Source organism: Mycobacterium conspicuum (genome assembly GCF_010730195.1).
GTDB classification, from domain to species: domain Bacteria; phylum Actinomycetota; class Actinomycetes; order Mycobacteriales; family Mycobacteriaceae; genus Mycobacterium; species Mycobacterium conspicuum.
On the sequence record NZ_AP022613.1, the window covers coordinates 2200307 to 2217549 of the forward strand.

Consider the following 17243-nt stretch of genomic DNA (forward strand, 5'->3'; position numbering starts at 1 on the left):
CGTTGCCGGTAAACTGCACGTCATGCAATTGGGCCTGCAGATCACCCTGGTCGTGACCAGCATCCTGGTGGTGCTGCTGGTGCTGCTGCACCGTGCCAAGGGCGGCGGCCTGTCGACCCTGTTCGGCGGCGGTGTGCAGTCGAGCCTGTCCGGATCAACGGTGGTGGAAAAGAACCTGGACCGGCTGACGTTATTCATCACCGGCATCTGGCTGGTCTGCATCATCGGCGTTGCCCTGCTCATCAAGTACCGCTGAAACAACGCGAATATCGGTGTGCGCGAAGTCATCTCCCTTAAAAAGCAGGGGTTGGCCACTAATCTTCGCCAGGGCGTAAGAGAAGCACTCGCCATAGTTCAGACCGGCGCGGTGCCGGCCCTTGCCGTACGTGCGGTAGGCGACCCGGGCGATGTCCGCTTGGTCTGAATCGACGTTGACCAGGTCGACCGCTGCACGATGTAGCCACAAATCCAGCTCGCGCCCCCCGGGATCACCGAAGCGCGTCTCGATCACGATCGCCGTTTCCACATATGACGCCACCGACATCAGCCGGACCTGGTCTGTCTCTACGGCTAATTCCAGATGCTCTGCCTCGGGCTCGTCGGTGAGCATCGCGACCAACGCCGAAGTGTCGATCACCATGCGCCGGGCAACCCAGCGTCGTCGTAACCGAGAATCTCGTCCGCAGCGCGGCTGTCGAGGATAGGCAAGGCCGCGCAGCGGCGCCGGATGGCGGCCAGCTCCTCGCGCAGCGCGATGGGCTTGGCGCGCCCGGTCTCGCGGGCGAGTCGCTCCCGCAACGCGACCACGACGGCTTGGGTCAAGGTCTCGCCCGTGCGAGCGGCGAGTTCCCTGGCCAGCCGGTCGGCTTCGGAATCTTTGATGCTTAGCGCCATGTCTAGATTCTAGACTTATCGCCTGATTCTAGACACGGCTGGGCGCCCTGCCACGGCGGGCGGACTACGCGATCCGCCCCGATACTGGGATGCATGGCTGAGGCATCGGATCCCGCACTCGAACCAATCGGTGCCGTGCAGCGCACGCAGGTCGGTCGCAAAGCGACCGAACCGATGCGCGCCGACATCCGACTGCTGGGCACGATCCTCGGTGACACCGTGCGCGAGCAGAACGGCGACGAGGTGTTCGATCTCGTCGAGCGTGCCCGGGTGGAGGCGTTTCGGGTGCGGCGCTCCGAGATCGATCGGGCCCAGATGTCGGCCATGTTCGATGGGATCGACATCCACCTGGCGATCCCGATCATCCGCGCGTTCAGCCATTTCGCCCTGCTGGCCAACGTCGCCGAGGACATCCACCGGGAGCGGCGCCGCGGCATCCACGTCGAGGCCGGCGAGCCACCACAAGACAGCAGCCTGGCCGCGACCTACGCGAAACTCGATCGGGCAGAACTAGATTCGGCCACCGTCACCGACGCCCTGAGAGGCGCGCTGGTTTCCCCGGTCATCACCGCGCACCCCACCGAGACCCGCCGGCGCACCGTCTTCGTCACCCAGCACCGGATCACGCAGCTGATGCGGCTGCGCGCGGAGGGGCACAGCGAGACCGACGACGGCCGCAGCATCGAATTGGAGTTGCGCCGTCAAGTGCTGACGCTGTGGCAGACCGCGCTGATTCGGCTGTCCCGGTTGAAAATCTCCGACGAGATCGCCGTCGGGCTGCGCTATTACCCGGCCGCGTTGTTCGAGGTGATCCCCAAGGTCAACGCCGAAGTGCGGGAGGCGTTGCGTGCCCGCTGGCCAGGCACCGAACTGCTCGCCGAGCCCATCGTGCGGCCCGGGTCCTGGATCGGCGGCGACCGCGACGGCAACCCCAACGTCACGGCCGAGGTGGTCCGGTTGGCCACCGGCAGCGCCGCATTCACGGCGCTATCCCGCTACCTCGCCGAGCTCACCGACCTTGAACAAGAGCTGTCAATGTCGGCGCGGCTGGTCACCGTCACCGCCGAGGTGACCGCGCTGGCCGACGCCTGCCCCGATGGCGTCCACCTCGACGAGCCGTACCGGCGAGCGTTGCGAGCCATCCGCGCCCGGCTCACCGCAACCGCTGCCCAGATCTTGGACGAGCAACCCCAGCACCGGCTTGACCTGGGCCTGCCTCCGTATGACGCGCCGGCCGAACTGGGGGCCGATCTCGACGCCATCGACGTCTCGCTGCGGACGCATGGCGGCGCGCTGATCGCCGATGATCGACTGGCGCTGCTGCGAGAAGGCGTCGGAGTCTTCGGGTTTCATCTGAGCGGGCTGGACCTGCGGCAAAACTCCGAGGTGCACGAACAGGTGATCGCCGAACTGCTGGCGTGGGCCGGGGTGCATCCGGACTACGCGTCGCTGTCCGAGGACGAGCGGGTCGAGCTACTGGCGGCCGAATTGGGCACGCGGCGCCCGCTGCTCAGCGATCGCGCGCGGTTGTCGGAGCTGGCTCACCAGGAGTTGAGCGTGGTCGAGGCCGCAGCGCATGCGGTCGCGCGCTACGGTCCCGCCGCGGTGCCCAACTACGTCATCTCGATGTGCCAGTCGGTGTCGGACGTCTTGGAGGCCGCGATCCTGTTGAAAGAGGTTGGCCTGCTGGACGTCTCGAATTCGGAACCCTATACGCCGGTGGGCATCTCGCCGCTGTTCGAGACGATCGACGACCTGCGCAATGGCGCCGCGATCCTGCACGCGATGCTGGAACTACCGCTGTACCGGGCGCTGGTCACCGCGCGCGGCGACTCGCAAGAGGTGATGCTGGGCTACTCCGACTCCAACAAGGACGGCGGGTATCTGGCCGCGAGCTGGGCGGTGTATCAGGCCGAGCTCGCCCTGGCCGAAGTGGCCCGCAAAACCGGAATCCGGTTGCGGCTCTTCCACGGTCGCGGCGGCACCGTCGGCCGCGGGGGCGGCCCGAGCTACCAGGCCATCCTGGCCCAGCCGCCGGGAGCGGTCAACGGCTCGCTGCGGCTCACCGAACAGGGCGAGATCATCGCGGCCAAATACGCCGAGCCGGAATTGGCGCGGCGAAATCTGGAAAGTTTGGTGGCGGCCACGCTGGAATCCACGCTGCTGGATGTGGAAGGCCTCGGCGACATCGCGGAGCCCGCCTACGCCGTCCTCGACGAGGTGGCCGCCCTGGCGCATCGCGACTATCGCGAATTAGTGCACGACACACCGGGTTTCGTCGAGTACTTCAAGGCGTCGACGCCGGTCAGCGAAATCGGATCGCTCAACATTGGCAGCCGGCCGAGCTCACGCAAGCCCACCGAGTCGATCGCCGACCTGCGCGCCATCCCGTGGGTGCTGGCGTGGAGCCAGTCGCGGGTCATGCTCCCCGGCTGGTATGGCACCGGGTCGGCGTTTGAGCAGTGGATCGCGGCGGGTCCGGAAAGCGAAAGCGACCGGGTGGAGATCCTGCACGAGCTGTACGAGCGCTGGCCGTTCTTCCGCAGCGTGCTCTCCAACATGGCGCAGGTGCTGGCCAAGAGCGACCTGGGTCTCGCGGCCCGCTACGCCGAGTTGGTGTCCGATGAAGCGTTGCGGCGCAGGGTGTTTGACAAGATCGTCGACGAGCACCGGCGCACCATCGCGATGCATAAACTCATCACCGGACATGACGACCTGCTGGCCGACAACCCGGCGCTGGCCCGTTCGGTGTTCAACCGCTTCCCGTACCTGGAGCCGCTCAACCACCTTCAGGTGGAACTGCTGCGACGCTACCGGTCGGGCGACGACGACGAACTGGTGCAGCGCGGCATCCTGCTGACGATGAACGGGCTGGCCAGCGCGCTGCGGAACAGCGGCTAGCGCGACTGACCCCGCTCGCCAGGTCTAGTTATTGCTTGGTGGTGGTTGGGGTTGGAAGGGTGTGTACCACCACCAGTCGGCGCGTTCGCCGAGGGGTCCGCGGCAGGGCGGGACCGCGGGTGGGGGTTGGGTGGGTGGTCGCGCCAGTGATCCTGGGCTGAGTAGTTGGCCGGTGTGGTCGGTGACGGTCAGGGCGTCGGCGGGTCCGCTGATCCTGATCAGGCCGCGGTGATGCAGCCGATGGTGGTACGGACAGACCAGCACCAGATTGTGCGGCTCGGTGGGGCCGCCGTCTTCCCAATGCTGGATGTGGTGCGCATGCAGACCGCGGGTGGCGCCGCAACCGGGCACCGCGCAGGTCGGGTGGCGGTGTTCGAGGGCGCGGCGCAGCCGGCGGTTGATCACCCGGGTGGTGCGCCCGGCGCCGATGACGTTGCCGTCGCGTTCGAACCAGACCTCGCAGGTGGCATCGCAGGTCAGTTCCTGGCGTTCGGCATCCGACAGCAGCGGACCCAAATGCAGGGCCGCGGCTTTCTGCTGCACATCGACGTGCACCACCACGGTGGTGTGCTGCCCGTGCGGGCGGCGGGCCGCCTCCACATCCCAGCCCGCCTCGACCAGGTGCATGAACGCCTCCCCGGTGCTCGGCAACGGCGGCCTCTCCTCGCCGGCGCGCGCATCGTCATTATCGTCGTCGTCGCCGCCGTGGTCGCGTTTCCACTGCGCGACCAGCGCCTCACGGTGCGAGGCCAGCGCGGCGTCGAATGTCGCCGCCTCCAGATTCCCTAGCTTGATCCGCCAATAGCTGAATCGTTGATCAGAAAAGGTCTTGGTGATCGACGGCCGCAGATCGGGCTCGGGCGCGGGGCCGGGGTCGGGTCGCGGTTCGAGTTTGACCGCGGTGCGCAACTGGGTCACCGTGGCCACCGCGGCCAGCTGCGCGTAGTGCTCATCGGATCCCTGCCCCGCGCGCGCGGCGATCACCCCGACCTGATCCAGCGACAGCCGGCCCTCGCTCAAAGCTTGAGCGCAGCGTGGAAACTCCTCCAACCGCTCGGCGATGGTGGCCACGGTGCGCGCATTGGCCGGTGAGCAGCCGGTCTTCCAGGCCATCACCGCCGCCAGCGACCGCGCCCCGGTCATCCCCCACAACTGGCGACCATCGAGCTCGGCGGCGATCTGCACGATGCGCCCATCAATCGCATTGCGTTGACCACACAACTCCGCCAACTCCTCAAACAACGCCGCAAGACGATCCTTCGGGATCATCTCCACGGTGTCAGCAGAAGCGGTCAACGACATACCGCCATCAAAGCAGCCACCACCGACAAGTCCCGGCCGACGGCAAACCAACAGGTCAGCCCGCTGCGATCAGGTACTCCACCGGACACGGCCCGGCCGCCCGCGCCACGCCGCCGATCTGGGCCGGCACTGGCAGCGGATGCGCCGTCCAGCGCGGTGTCATCCGGTACTCGCGGAGCAGCCGGGTGGTCGCGGCCGTCATGGCTTGCAGCGAAAACGGTTGTGCCGGACACGAATGCCGCCCGTGCCCGAAGGCCGTCACCAGCATCGGCGACGGAAGGGTATGCGGCTCGGTCAGCCGGTGGCGGGTCCAGCGATCGGGATCCCACGCTTCCAGGCCCGGCGCGGCCGACGTGTTGAGCAAGGGCAGCAGGGTGGCAATGTTCCAGCCGGGTGACACCCGGTAGGTGACCTCACCGTCGTCGAAGTCGACCGTCGACAGCACCGTGCGAGTCATGATGGAGCGCTGCGCCAACCGCGTCGATTCCAGCGCACAGCGCTGCGCAAAACCGTTGTCGCCCATACGGACTCGATCTAGCGCCGGCGGATGCTCGAGTAGGTCGACAAACGCCCAGCCAAGCGCGGCGGCCAAGTTCGACATGGAGGCGATGTGAATCAGCGCGATGTCGAACGCGATCCCGCGCACCCGCTCGGATGACTCAGAAGTCCAGGCGTCGACGATCCGGCCGAAGAGCGCGTGCCCGTCCCGGTCGCCGTCGTCGTAGCGGTGCACGGCGGCCGCAACGATCTCGGTGATCTCGTCCAACGCGGCCCGCTCCTCGCGTTTGTCGCTCGCGGCGACGGCCGCCATCCGGTCGGGGTGCACGAACGATTCCGAGCCGTCCAGGGTGTCGAGGGCGCGCACCAGACGCTCAAATGGCTCGCCCTCGGCCGATCCGGGTCCGGCCCACGAGGCCAGTCCCATCCGGTGACCGAGCCGCCGGGTGAGATCGAAGACGTCCACAGAACCGGCTCGTCCCAGCTCGGCGACGGTCTGTTCCAGCGCCAGGTCCAGGTTGGCCAGGTAGGAAGACACGTCGTCGCGACGAAACAACGTGTTCGGCAGGGTGCGGCGTCCGGCGAAGATCTCGTCGGGAAGCTTGCGCCGCAGCATGAGGTAGTCGGCGACGCCCTTGCTGGCGGTCTCCTCGGTGAGCGCGTAGAACGATTCGACGCCGGTCGGCGAGAACGTGAACAGGTAGCGGTCGCCGCCGCTTTGCACGACGAACGTGTCGCCGTAACGTGCCCGTGCCGCGGCGATCGCGGCGACGGCATCGCCGACGGGTATATCCCACGGCAGCCCGGTGCCCTCGGCGAAGGGCGGGGTCGGCACCACTGAGCCGGCACCGGGGGCGTCGGTCACGATCTACTGCACGGTGCGGTTGCGCAGCCTGTCGAATACCCCGCGCACCGCGTTCTCGGTGACCGAGATCGGGGAGATGACCGTCGCCACGATGGTCTCGATCGGCTCGACCAGCACGATGAGCCGCTTGGCCAGCTCGTCCAGGCTGGACAGGGTGCCATCCAGGTGGTCCAGGCCGCTCTCCATGCGTTCGACCGTCGCGTTGAGGGCCGCGAGCGAGCTGCTCAGCTCGGTCAGGGTGCTGCTCAGGCCGTCGAGGACATCCTCAACCTGCTCGACCGTCTTGTCGGCGTTGAGCGCGGCCTTGGTGATTGTCTTGATGCGGCTGCGCTCCGGGCCGTTGCGCACGGTTCTGTCTGCCATGTCGGCCATTATGGCGCTAGCTGGACTGATCGAGAAGACGCCCAGCGGCCTCCTTGTCCAGTAGCCACAGCGTGGTCTGTGTCCCAATGGCCCCGGCGGCGGGGATGGAAACGGGGTCGGCACCGCCGATCGCGGCCGCGGCCGCTTCGGCTTTCGCCGCGCCGGACACCATCAGCCAGACCTCGCGGGAACGCTGGACGGCGGGCAGCGTCAACGTGATGCGCAGCGGTGGAGGCTTGGGGGAGTCTTCGACCGCGACCACCATCCTGGCCGTCTCGCGCACGGCCGGGGTGTCCGGGAACAGCGAGTTGATGTGGCCCTCGGGGCCCATCCCGAGCAGGTGGACATCGAAATTCGGCGTGCGTTGGCCGGGTTCGGCGTTGGCGGCCAACAGCTGCTCGTAGGCCAGGGCCGCGGCGGCCAGATCGGCGCCGAATTCACCGTCGCTGGCGGGCATCGCGTGCACGTTGCTCGCCGGGATGTCGATGTGATCGAGCAACGCCTCCCGCGCCTGCTTGTAGTTGCGCTCGTCGTCGTCTTCGGGAACATAGCGCTCGTCGCCCCAGAACAGATGCACCCGTGTCCAGTCGATCTGTTGCCCGTGGGTGCCGAGGTAGCGCATCAACGCGTTGCCGTTGCCGCCGCCGGTCAGCACGATCAATGCCTGCCCCCGCTCCGCGACGGCGGTGTGGATGGTCTCGATCAATCGTTTGCCGGCGGACTCCGCCAACAGTTCACTGTTTTCGAATGTCTCAACATTGACGGTCATGCGTACTGCACCTTGCTTATTCCTCCCAGCGCGGCGTGGTAAACCTCATCCGCGTCCAATCGCCGCATGTCTTCGGCCAGACACTCACGAGTTTCCCTGCGCGCCAACGGAACCAGGGCGTCCGGCTTGCCCGTCCGGCTCAGGGTCGCCGTGGTTCCCTCCTGCGGCCGGCTCAGGGTGATGGTCTCGGTCTTGCGCTCCAGCTCGACCTTGAGCTCACCGACCACCCGCCGCACCGGGCCGTCGATCCGGCTGGCCAGCCAGCCCGCCATGACGTCGAGCGCGGGCTCATTGCGCAAACCGGATACCAGCGCCGAATCGATCGGCTCGTACGGACGCTGGTCGAGCGAAGATGTCAGCAGCGCGCGCCAATAGGTGATGCGGGCCCACGCCAGATCCGTGTCGCCCGGTGTGTATCCGGGCAGTCGATTCTTGATCGCCGACAGTGGGTCGTCGGCGTTGGTCGCGTCGGTAATTCGCCGAATGGCCAACTTGCCCAACGGATCTTGCGCGGGCGCTGGCGGGGCCACGTCGGGCCACCACACCACCACCGGGATGTCGGGCAGCAGGAACGGTATGACGACGCTGTCGGCGTGGCCGGCCAGCTGCCCGGTCAGCCGCAACGCCACCACCTCCCCGGCGCCGGCATCACCGCCGACCCGGACCTGGGCGTCCAGCCGGACGTCGTCGGAATCCGCGTCAACACCCGTCACCGCGATGACCCGGCTGGGGTGTTCGTGGCTGGCGCCGTTGGCGGCCTCGATCGACTCCTCGAGCAGGGTCTGGTTGTCGCACTTGATGATCAGCGTCCCCACTCGACCCATGGTGACGACGCCCGCCTCTTCGCGCAGCTCGTCGAGCTTCTTGTTGACCGCGGTGGTGCTGGTGTCCAGCAGGTTGACTTTCATGGCCGCCGCCACTCCCGGCCGGTGCGGCGCAACATTTCGACGGCCGACTCGGGACCCCAGGTACCCGATTCGTACGGGTCGGGCTTGCCGTGCGCGGCCCAGTGGTCGAGGACGGGATCGAGTATTTGCCAAGCCAATTCGACCTCCTCGTTCACCGGGAACAGGGAGGGCTCGCCCAGCAGCACGTCCAGGATCAGCCGCTCATACGCCTCGGGCGAATCTTCGGTGAACGCCGACCCGTAGGAGAAGTCCATGTTGACGTCGCGGACCTCCATCGTGCTGCCCGGGACCTTGGAGCCGAACCGCAGGGTGATCCCTTCGTCGGGCTGCACCCGGATCACCAGGGCATTGGCGCCGAGTTCGTCGGTCATGGTGGCGTCGAACGGTAGATGTGGCGCGCGCTTGAAGACCAGCGCGATCTCGGTTACCCTGCGGCCCAACCGTTTTCCGGTTCGCAGGTAGAACGGCACACCGGCCCAGCGGCGGGTGTCGACTTCCAAAGTGATTGCGGCGAACGTTTCGGTGGTGGAGTCCTTGGCGAAGCCCTCTTCGTCAAGCAGGCCGACCACCTTTTCGCCACCCTGCCATCCGGCCGCGTATTGGCCGCGGCTGGTGGTCTCGTCGAGCGGTTCGGCGAGTTGGGTGGCCGACAGCACCTTGATCTTCTCGGACTGCAACGCCTTCGGGTTGAAGCTCACCGGCTCTTCCATCGCGGTGAGCGCCAGCAGTTGCATCAGGTGGTTCTGGATGACGTCGCGGGCGGCGCCGATGCCGTCGTAATACCCGGCGCGCCCGCCGAGGCCGATGTCTTCGGCCATGGTGATCTGCACGTGATCGACGTAGTGCGCGTTCCAGATCGGATCCCAGAACTGGTTGGCGAAGCGCAGCGCCAAGATGTTCTGCACCGTCTCCTTGCCCAGGTAGTGGTCGATCCGGAACACCGACTCCTCCGGGAAGACGGAGTTGACCACATGGTTGAGGTCGCACGCGCTCTTCAGGTCATGCCCGAAGGGCTTCTCGATGACCACCCGGCTCCACCGGTCTTCCTGCGGGCGGGCCAGCCCGGAGGAGTGCAGCTGTTCGCACACCACGGGAAACGACTTCGGCGGGATCGCCAGGTAGAAGACGTGATTCCCGCCGATGCCGCGCTCAGCGTCCAGCTTTTCCAACGTCTCGGCCAGCCGCGCGAACGCGTCGTCGTCGTCGAAAGCGCCTCGCACAAAACGCAATCCGTCGGCCAGCCGTTCCCAGACCGTTTGGCGAAACGGGGTGCGGCAGCCCTGCTTGACGTCGTCAAGAATCACCTGGGCGAACGCGTCGTGATCCCAGTCGCGACGCGCGAAGCCCACGAGGGAGAAGCTCGGTGGCAGCAACCCGCGGTTGGCCAGGTCGTAGACGGCCGGGACCACCTTTTTGTGGGCGAGGTCGCCGGTGACACCGAAAAGCACCATGGCGCACGGGCCGGCGATTCGGGGGAGCCGCTTGTCCTCTTTGTCTCGCAACGGGTTGTGCCATTGGCCGGCGCCCGCGGAGCTGGCCGGGCTCATTTGTCAGACGAGCTCAGTTGCTTCTGCGTTTCCTCGAGCAGCTCGGTCCAGGACTCCACGAACTTGTCCACACCCTCGTTCTCCAACACCTTGAAGACGTCGGTCAGGTCGATGCCCACCGCCTCCAGTTTGTCGAAGACTTCCTGGGCGGCCGAAGCGGTGCCGGTGACGGTGTCGCCCTTGATCTCGCCGTGGTCGGCAACGGCGTCAATTGTCTTCTCCGGCATGGTGTTGACCGTGTTGGGTGCGACCAGCTCGGTGACATAGAGCGTGTCGGAGTAGTCGGGGTTCTTGACGCCGGTGGAGGCCCACAGCGGACGCTGCACCCGGGCGCCGTCGGCCTTCAACGCCTGGTAGCGCTCGCCGCCCTCGAATACTTCCTGGTAGGCCGCGTAGGCCAGCCGGGCGTTCGCGACACCGGCCCGACCGCGCAACCCGAGAGCGTCCTCGGAGCCGATCTTCTCCAGCCGCTTGTCGATCTCGGTGTCCACCCGGGACACGAAAAACGATGCCACCGAATGGATCTTGGACAGGTCGTGGCCAGCCTCGCGCGCCTTCTCCAGTCCCGCCAGGTAGGCGTCCATCACCTGGCGGTGACGCTCGACGGAGAAGATGAGCGTGACGTTGACCGAAATCCCTTCCGCGAGAACGGAGGTGATGGCCGGCAGGCCGGCCTTGGTGGCCGGGATCTTGATGAACAGGTTCGGCCGGTCGACAATCTTCCACAGTTCCACCGCCTGCGCGACGGTCTTGTCCGTCTCGGCCGCCAATCGCGGGTCGACCTCGATGGACACCCGGCCGTCGACGCCGTCGGATGCCTCCCACTGGGGCTTGAGCACGTCGCAGCCCCGGCGCACGTCGTCGGTGGTGATGGTGCGGACGGTGGCGTCCACGTCGGCACCCCGGGCGGCCAGCTCGGCGATCTGCGGGTCGTAGGTGTCGCCTTCGGCGAACGCCTTCTGGAAGATGGACGGGTTCGTGGTCACGCCGACGACACTCTTGGTGTCGATCAGCTCCTGCAAATTGCCCGAATCCATTCGCTGACGCGACAAGTCGTCGAGCCAAACGGACACTCCAGCCTTGCTCAACGCCGCGAGGTTAGGGTTCTGGGTCATCTGAATCACCTTTTCTCAGTTGTCGACTACCTGTTCCGCGGCGGCAGCGACGGCTTCGGCGGTGAAGCCGTATTCACGGAACAACGTCTTGTAGTCGGCGGATTCGCCGTAGTGCTCGATCGACACGATCTTTCCGGTGTCGCCGACCAGTTTGTGCCAGGATTGCGCCACGCCGGCCTCGACGGCCACCCGCGCCGACACGGTCGGGGGCAGCACGCTGTCGCGGTAGTCCTCGGGCTGCGACTCGAACCATTCCACGCACGGCATCGACACCACCCGAGCCAGAATGTCCTTGTCCGCCAACAACTTCTGCGCTTCGACCGCGAGCTGCACCTCGGAGCCCGTACCGATCAAGATGACGTCGGGTTCCTCATCGGGGTCGCTGTCACCCAGGATGTAGCCGCCGCGGCCGACGCCCTCGAAGTCGGTACCCTGCAGCACCGGTACGTTCTGTCGGGTCAGGATCAGACCGACCGGCCCGCTGCCGTTGCCGCGGGCCAGGATGGTGCGCCAGGCGTAGGCAGTCTCGTTGGCGTCGGCCGGGCGCACCACCGACAGGTTGGGGATGGCCCGCAACGCCGACAGGTGCTCGATGGGCTGATGGGTCGGGCCGTCCTCGCCGAGCCCGATCGAATCGTGCGTCCACACATAGATGGTGTCGATGTCCATCAGCGACGCCAGCCGCACCGCGGGACGCATGTAGTCGGAGAACTGCAGAAACGTGGCGCCGTAGGCGCGGGTGGGGCCGTGCAACACGATGCCGGACAGGATCGACCCCATGGCGTGTTCGCGAACGCCGAAATGCAGCGTGCGGCCATACCAGTGCGCCGTGTAGTCCTTCGTCGAGATCGACGGTGGGCCAAAGGAATCCGCGCCCTTGATGGTGGTGTTGGTGCTGCCGGCCAGGTCGGCTGAACCACCCCACAGTTCGGGCAGCTTCGGGCCGACCGCGTCGAGCACCCCGTTGGACGCCTTCCGGGTGGCGATCGGGTCGGAGCCGGGCTCCCAGTGCGGCACGTCGGCGTCCCAGCCGTCGGGCAGCTTCTCCGCGGTCAACCGGTCAAGCAGCGCCTTGCGCTCGGGCTCACGCTGCGCCCACGCCTCGAACTCCGGTTGCCATTTCTCGTGGGCTTCCTTGCCGCGCTGCACCAGCTTGCGCGTGTGGGCGATGACGTCGTCGCGCACCTCGAACGTCTTGTCGGGATCGAACCCGAGGATCTTCTTGACCGCCGCGACCTCTTCGTCGCCGAGCGCCGCGCCGTGCGCCTTGCCGGTGTTCATCAACTTCGGTGCCGGGTAGCCGATGATGGTGCGCAACGAGATGAATGACGGCCGGTCGGTGGCGGCCTTGGCGTTGGCGATCGCCTCCTCGATGCCGACGACGTTCTCGCCGCCCTCCACCTCCTGCACGTGCCAGCCGTACGCGCGATAGCGCGCGGCGGTGTCCTCGCACAGCGCGATGTTGGTGTCGTCCTCGATCGAGATCTGGTTGTGGTCGTAGAACACGATGAGGTTGCCCAGCTGCTGGACGGCCGCCAGCGACGACGCCTCCGAGGTCACGCCCTCCTCGATGTCGCCGTCGGAAGCGATCACGTAGATGTGATGGTCGAATGGGCTTTCGCCGGGGGCCGCGTCCGGGTCGAACAGGCCGCGCTCGTAGCGCGACGCCATCGCCATGCCGACCGCCGAGGCCAAACCCTGGCCGAGGGGCCCGGTGGTGATCTCGACGCCCTTGGTGTGTCGGAATTCCGGGTGCCCGGGCGTCTTGGATCCCCAGGTGCGCAGCGACTCGATGTCGGACAGTTCGAGACCGAAGCCGCCGAGGTAGAGCTGCAGGTACAGGGTCAGGCTGCTGTGCCCGGCCGAGAGCACGAACCGGTCGCGGCCCAACCAGTGGGTGTCGCTCGGATCGTGCCGCATGGTGCGCTGAAACAGCGTGTAGGCCAACGGGGCCAGGCTCATCGCGGTCCCGGGATGACCGTTGCCGACTTTCTGCACGGCGTCGGCGGCCAGCACCCGAATGGTGTCGACCGCAGCCGAATCGATGTCGGTCCAGTCGTCGGGGTGGTGGGCTTGGGTCAGCGCAGAGATCTCTTCGAGTGTGGTCACGAATCAGTCCTTCGGGCTCATTCCTCAGGTCGTCCAGCTGATCAATCTCACCCTAGTGCCGCAGAGCCAGCTTCCGCAGGGCTTGATTTTGGTTACCCAGGCGTGCGCGTCTGAAAAATAGACCCTCGGGGCCCTCGACCGAGCGCGGGCGGTCTACCATCGTGCGTAGTAGATGCTGGCGCGCTGCTGGAAACCCGAGGGAGTTATTGCGTGAGCGTTGGTGGGCGCCTCGCGCTGACCCGAGTGCCGAGCCGAGTACGTGGCACCGTGCTGGCGTATCTGGCGCTGACCAAACCCCGGGTGATCGAGCTGCTGTTGGTCACCGCGATCCCCGCGATGCTGCTCGCCGACCGCGGCCACGTGGACCCGCTGCTGATCCTCAACACGCTGATCGGCGGGATATTGGCCGCCGGCGGCGCCAACACCCTCAACTGTGTGGCCGACGCCGACATCGACAAGCTGATGAAGCGCACCGCGCGGCGGCCGCTGGCCCGCGCGGCGGTGCCCACGCGCAACGCGTTGGTGCTGGGGCTGGCGATGACCGCGGGCTCGTTCTGCTGGCTGTGGTGGACGACCAACCTGTTGTCCGGCCTGCTGGCCCTCGGGACCGTCGCGTTCTACGTGTTCATCTACACGCTGTTGCTCAAGCGCCGGACTCCGCAAAACGTGGTGTGGGGCGGTGCGGCCGGCTGCATGCCGGTGATGATCGGGTGGTCGGCGGTGACCGACACCATCGGCTGGCCGGCGGTGGCGATGTTCGCGATCATCTTCTTCTGGACGCCGCCGCACACCTGGGCCCTGGCGATGCGGTACAAGGAGGACTATCAGGCGGCCGGTGTCCCGATGTTGCCGGCGGTGGCGACCGAGCGTCAGGTCACCAAGCAGATCCTCGTCTACACCTGGCTGACGGTGCTGGCGACGCTCGTGCTGGCGCTGGCGACGGGCTGGCTCTACGCCGCGGTCGCGGCGCTGGCCGGCGCGTGGTTCCTGACGATGGCCCACCAGCTCTACGCGGGCGTGCGCGTCGGCGAACCGGTCAAGCCGCTGCGGCTGTTCCTGCAGTCGAATAACTATCTGGCGCTGGTGTTCTGCGCGTTGGCGGTCGACTCCGCGATCGGGTTGCCGACGCTGTTCTAGATCCGGCAGAAACCCCCGCCCTCAATTCACACCGAAAGCCCTCAGTTCGCACTCAATTGGCGCGTCCGGCACGGACCGCCGACTACGGCAATAACACCAGCGAGCCACTGGTCCGGCGGCCCTGCAGATCCTCGTGCGCCCGCGCCGCGTCGGAGAGTGGATAGCGTCCGCCGACCTCGATGCTGATGTCCCCGCCCGCGACGGCTTCGAACAATTCGTCGGCCCGCCAGCTGAATTCCTGTGCGGTGCGCATGAAGTGAACCAGCGCGGGCCGGGTGAGGAACACCGACCCGGCCGCGTTGAGGCGCTGGGGATCCACCGGCGGAACCGGCCCGCTGGACGCGCCGAACAGCGCCAAAGTCCCGCGGATGGCCAGGCTGGCCAGGCTGGCATCGAAAGTGGTGGCGCCCACCCCGTCGTACACCACGGCAACTCCGGCGCCCCCGGTCAGCGCGCGAATCCGCTGGCCGAACTCGGCGGCCCCATCGGGATGGTCGGGGTAGGGGAGCACCTCGTCGGCGCCGGCCTGCCGCGACAGTCGTTCCTTTTCCGGCGTCGACACCGTGGTGATGACCCGCGCCCCGAGCAGATGCGCCCACTGCGTCAGGATCAGACCCACGCCGCCGGCGCCGGCATGCACCAGCACCGCGTCGCCGGTTTGCACGGGATACACCGACTTCACCAGGTAGTGCGCGGTCAGGCCCTTGAGCAACACCGAAGCCGCCACCTCGGAGGTGACGCCGTCTGGCACCGTCGCCGTCAAAATCGCTGGGGCAGTGACGAATTCGGCATAGCCACCGTTGGCCGCCGCGCTCACGACGCGTTCGCCCACGCGGAAGCCGTCGACTCCGTCACCGACGGCGGAGATCGTGCCGCAGGCTTCCGAGCCGAGAATGAAGGGCAGCTGACGCGGATATTTGCCCTCGCGGAAATAGGTGTCGATGAAGTTGACACCGATGGCCTCGGTCTTGATCAGCACCTCGCCTTGCCCGGGCGTGGGTTGCGCCGTCTCGACGTAACGCAGGACTTCGGGACCGCCGGTTTCGGTGATTTCGATTGCGTGCATCTGGTTATCATGCCCGGGCATGAAGCTTGCCCGGCCGGACGTCTTCCATCCCCGCATCGTGCTGGCGGGATGTCCGCGGCGCGCCGGCGGTGACGCCGATGACGCCGGTCTGGTCACGGCCCTGCGCCGGCGCGGTCTGCAGGCGCGCTGGTTGTCGTGGGACGACCCCGAGATCGCGGGCGCGCACCTGGTGATACTGCGGGCCACCCACGACTACGCCGACCGGCTCGACGAGTTCCTGGCCTGGACCACCGGCGTGGCCAACCTACTGAATCCGCCCGCCGTCGTCGCCTGGAACGCCGACCGGCGCTACGTGACCGATCTCACGGACCGCGGGGTGCCGACGGTGCCCGGCGAGGTCGTCGCGCCGGGCGAGCGGGCCCGACTGCCGCGCCACGGCGATGTGTTCGTCGGCCCGACCGTCGGCACCGGCACCCGGCGGTTTGGCGAACGGTCCGCGGCCGCCGCGTATATCGCCGGCGCCAAGCACAGCGTGTTCGTCCAGGCGGCCGATTCGGCCCCCGATACGGTGCTGATCTTCTTGGGCGGCAAGCCGTCCCACGCGTTCCCGCCCGAACCTGATTTCGAGCTCTGGGACGTTGGCGCCGCCGCGTTGGCCGCCGCCGCAGCGGATCCGGCCGAGTTGCTTTGCGCGCGAGTGCATCTGAGCGGTAACCGGGTGGTGGACCTGCAACTTGTGGACCCGTCGCTGGGCTGGCGACGGTTGGACGCCGACACCCGCGACCTTGCCCAGCGCGAATTCGCGCTGGCCGTGGAGTCAGCGTGCGAGCGGCTCGGGCTGGGTCCGCTCTCGCATCGAGGCCCATAGCGCGGCCGTCGCCGCCGTGCACGCGGCCGCGCCGGCGACGTGGAGGGCGACCAGGGCGGCGGGAACCCCGGTGTAGTACTGCGCGGTCCCGACGGCGGCTTGCGCGGCCACCAGCGCCAGCAGCACACCGAGGCGAATCAGGATCGCCCGGGCGGCACCGACCGCCAGCAGGCCGGCGCCCAGGCCCACCAGCAGCGCCCCGTAGGCGATCAGCAGTGACGAATGCGCATGCACCAGGGTGGTGATCTCGACCTTCAGCCGCGGCACCGTGCGGCTCGGGCTGCGGTCGCCCGCGTGCGGGCCCGCCGCGGTGACCAGCGTGCCGGTCACCAGCACCGCCGCCAGGTCCACCGCGCTCAGCACCGTCAGCGCGCGCAGCGGCCTGGCCACGCGGGCGTGCACCACTGCATCGTCGGGCTCGCCCACCTTGACGTAGAGCAGCACCGACAGCCACACCATCGTCATCGACGCCAGCAGGTGAATGGCGACCGTCCACCACAGCAGTCCGGTGCGCACCGTGATGCCGCCGATCACCGCCTGCACCACGGTGGAGAGCGGCATCAGCCAGGCGTAGACCAGCACCTCCGTGCGCCGGCGTACCCGGGTCACCGCCAGCACGGCCAGCGCCGCGGCGATGACAACGGCGAAGGTGATCATCCGATTGCCGAACTCGACGGCCTGGTGGATTCGCGGCACCTCGGCGACGGCGACCGGGGTGAAGCTGCCCGGAAAGCATTGCGGCCAGGTCGGACAGCCCAGGCCCGACGCGGTGACGCGGACAATCGCCCCGGTGACGGCGATCCCACCCTGGGTGAGGATGACGAGCGCGGCGATCACCCGCTGGGCGCGCAGGCTCGGGTTGGGCAGCAGGTCCACCAACCGTCGCAAAGCCACCGCCCGATCGTAAGGGAACGAAAACTACACCCCGTAGTAGGGCTCT

Annotated in this window: 16 protein-coding genes; 4 read left to right on the plus strand and 12 right to left on the minus strand. The window is 67.4% G+C overall.

Annotated elements, in window-relative coordinates; all coding sequences use genetic code 11:
- Positions 1-22: 22 nt before the first annotated feature.
- The gene (secG, locus tag G6N66_RS10710) at positions 23-256 is read left to right on the plus strand and encodes a preprotein translocase subunit SecG (RefSeq protein ID WP_085232578.1); all 234 of its coding nucleotides are present in this window, start codon (positions 23-25) and stop codon (positions 254-256) included.
- Here the strand turns inward: secG and G6N66_RS10715 are convergent.
- Positions 191-640 carry a type II toxin-antitoxin system VapC family toxin gene (locus G6N66_RS10715; protein WP_085232579.1) on the minus strand — a complete coding sequence of 150 codons (450 nt, stop codon included), beginning with the start codon at positions 638-640 and terminating at the stop codon, positions 191-193. The genes secG and G6N66_RS10715 overlap by 66 nt on opposite strands.
- The gene (locus G6N66_RS10720; RefSeq protein WP_085232580.1) at positions 634-894 is read right to left on the minus strand and encodes a type II toxin-antitoxin system VapB family antitoxin; all 261 of its coding nucleotides are present in this window, start codon (positions 892-894) and stop codon (positions 634-636) included. Before G6N66_RS10720 ends, G6N66_RS10715 begins: the two co-directional genes overlap by 7 nt.
- A gap of 93 nt (positions 895-987) precedes the next feature.
- Between G6N66_RS10720 and ppc the strand changes: the two genes are divergently transcribed.
- Positions 988-3795, plus strand: a complete 2808-nt coding sequence (gene ppc / locus G6N66_RS10725; protein ID WP_085232581.1) for a phosphoenolpyruvate carboxylase — start codon at positions 988-990, stop codon at positions 3793-3795.
- Between the two features lie 24 nt (positions 3796-3819).
- Here the strand turns inward: ppc and G6N66_RS10730 are convergent, their stop codons facing one another.
- The 8 genes from G6N66_RS10730 to tkt are packed head-to-tail and all read right to left on the minus strand — an operon-like array spanning position 3820 to position 13271.
- The gene (locus G6N66_RS10730; RefSeq protein ID WP_163645813.1) at positions 3820-5097 is read right to left on the minus strand and encodes an HNH endonuclease signature motif containing protein; all 1278 of its coding nucleotides are present in this window, start codon (positions 5095-5097) and stop codon (positions 3820-3822) included.
- Positions 5098-5152: 55 nt separating this feature from the next.
- Positions 5153-6460, minus strand: coding sequence for a cytochrome P450 (locus G6N66_RS10735; protein ID WP_232079271.1), 1308 nt, complete (start codon positions 6458-6460; stop codon positions 5153-5155).
- Between the two features lie 3 nt (positions 6461-6463).
- Positions 6464-6832, minus strand: a complete 369-nt coding sequence (locus tag G6N66_RS10740; RefSeq protein ID WP_085232745.1) for an ATPase — start codon at positions 6830-6832, stop codon at positions 6464-6466.
- 7 nt (positions 6833-6839) lie between these two features.
- Complete coding sequence (pgl, locus tag G6N66_RS10745) at positions 6840-7592, minus strand: 6-phosphogluconolactonase (protein ID WP_085232746.1); 753 nt, start codon at positions 7590-7592, stop codon at positions 6840-6842.
- The gene (opcA, locus tag G6N66_RS10750; RefSeq protein WP_085232802.1) at positions 7589-8500 is read right to left on the minus strand and encodes a glucose-6-phosphate dehydrogenase assembly protein OpcA; all 912 of its coding nucleotides are present in this window, start codon (positions 8498-8500) and stop codon (positions 7589-7591) included. Before opcA ends, pgl begins: the two co-directional genes overlap by 4 nt.
- A complete protein-coding gene (zwf, locus tag G6N66_RS10755) occupies positions 8497-10047 on the minus strand; it encodes a glucose-6-phosphate dehydrogenase (RefSeq protein WP_085232747.1) in 1551 nt (516 codons plus the stop codon). Before zwf ends, opcA begins: the two co-directional genes overlap by 4 nt.
- The gene (gene tal / locus G6N66_RS10760; protein ID WP_085232803.1) at positions 10044-11162 is read right to left on the minus strand and encodes a transaldolase; all 1119 of its coding nucleotides are present in this window, start codon (positions 11160-11162) and stop codon (positions 10044-10046) included. Before tal ends, zwf begins: the two co-directional genes overlap by 4 nt.
- 15 nt (positions 11163-11177) lie before the next feature.
- The gene (gene tkt, locus G6N66_RS10765) at positions 11178-13271 is read right to left on the minus strand and encodes a transketolase (protein ID WP_085232748.1); all 2094 of its coding nucleotides are present in this window, start codon (positions 13269-13271) and stop codon (positions 11178-11180) included.
- 210 nt (positions 13272-13481) lie between these two features.
- On the opposite strand from tkt, the gene G6N66_RS10770 reads away from it, so the two are divergent.
- Positions 13482-14408, plus strand: a complete 927-nt coding sequence (locus G6N66_RS10770; RefSeq protein WP_085232749.1) for a heme o synthase — start codon at positions 13482-13484, stop codon at positions 14406-14408.
- Positions 14409-14490: 82 nt separating this feature from the next.
- On the opposite strand, the gene G6N66_RS10775 is transcribed toward G6N66_RS10770, so the two are convergent.
- Positions 14491-15474, minus strand: a complete 984-nt coding sequence (locus tag G6N66_RS10775; protein ID WP_085232750.1) for a quinone oxidoreductase family protein — start codon at positions 15472-15474, stop codon at positions 14491-14493.
- 19 nt (positions 15475-15493) lie between these two features.
- Here G6N66_RS10775 and G6N66_RS10780 point away from each other — a divergent pair, with 19 nt between their 5' ends.
- A complete protein-coding gene (locus G6N66_RS10780; RefSeq protein ID WP_085232751.1) occupies positions 15494-16303 on the plus strand; it encodes an ATP-grasp domain-containing protein in 810 nt (269 codons plus the stop codon).
- Here G6N66_RS10780 and G6N66_RS10785 read toward each other — a convergent pair.
- Entirely contained in the window at positions 16253-17197 is a 945-nt protein-coding gene (locus G6N66_RS10785) for a COX15/CtaA family protein (protein WP_372515805.1), read from the minus strand. The genes G6N66_RS10780 and G6N66_RS10785 overlap by 51 nt on opposite strands.
- Positions 17198-17243: the final 46 nt, after the last annotated feature.